Annotated in this window: 1 protein-coding gene and 1 pseudogene; one reads left to right on the plus strand and one right to left on the minus strand. The window is 71.1% G+C overall.

The features are described from left to right. The coding region (locus Y706_RS0109935) for an acVLRF1 family peptidyl-tRNA hydrolase (RefSeq protein WP_028276476.1) at nucleotides 1–579 on the plus strand (579 nt) is incomplete at its 5' end. Between the two features lie 61 nt (nucleotides 580–640). Here the strand turns inward: Y706_RS0109935 and Y706_RS29745 are convergent. After that, nucleotides 641–975, minus strand: a pseudogene (locus tag Y706_RS29745) (hypothetical protein); the annotation flags it as partial.

The following is a 975-nucleotide window of genomic DNA, read 5'->3' on the forward strand; positions in this document are numbered from 1 at the left end:
GCCGCGAGCCACGGCGCACTGGTGGAGGAGGAGCTCGACGCCGGTCTGCAGCTGCGCGCCGCCGACGGCGCCGCAGCCCTGCTCCAGGCGCCGTGGCCGGCGGACGGCCGTCCTGGGCGCGGCGGCGACGCTGTCGCCCGCCTCGCTTCCCTGGCGTCCCAGTCGCGGAGCATCGGCACCGTGCTGGTTCGCCGCGGCGGATATTCGGTGGCTGTGGTCAGCGCCGGCACCGTGCTGGCGTCCAAGACCGGCACGCGCCACGTCCAGTCGCGGACGGCTGCCGGCGGCTGGTCCCAGCAACGTTTTGCCCGGCGGCGCGCCAACCAGGCCGATGCCCTGGTGGAGGCCGTCGCCGAGCACGCCGGGCGGATTTTCGCGGAGCACCCGATCGAGTATCTGGCTCCCGGCGGCGACCGGACCCTTGCCGAGCAGGTCCTCGCCGAACCGGTTCTGAAGCAGTACGCGGCACGGCCGAGGCTGGCGTTCCTCGACGTCCCGGATCCGCGCGCCGCAGTGCTGAAGAAGGCTGCCGCGGAGCTGTGCTCGGTGCGCATCCTGGTAACGGATCCGCAGGCGTAGCAGTTGCCCGATTGGCCGCAGCTGCTCTTCGGGCGCCAACGTAAGTGTGACCGGGGGTAGATCACACACAGTGGAACAGGCCGCCGTCCGCGGAAATACTGTCCGCGCGTGCTGGCCAGCCCGGATCGTCCGCTTCCGTGTCGGCAAATGGGTGTCCAGCGGTGAATTGATGCCAGTCCGGGAACGGGTCCGGGGGCGGTTCAGTTTCGGGCTTCGGGACGGGATCCTGGCAGGGATGGTAGTCCGGGAGCGGTTCAATTTCGGGCTCCGGGACGGGATCCTGGCCGGGATGGTAGTCCGGGAAGGGGTCCGGAGGCAGGCCTGGGTCCGGATCCGCGGGCTGGCCTTGATCGGGGCCTGTGTCGGTGTCGGGTTCCGGGCGTGTGTCCGTGGCTG

Origin of the sequence: Arthrobacter sp. I3 (assembly GCF_000520575.1) — a bacterium.
In the GTDB taxonomy this organism is placed as follows: Bacteria; Actinomycetota; Actinomycetes; order Actinomycetales; family Micrococcaceae; genus Arthrobacter; species Arthrobacter humicola_A.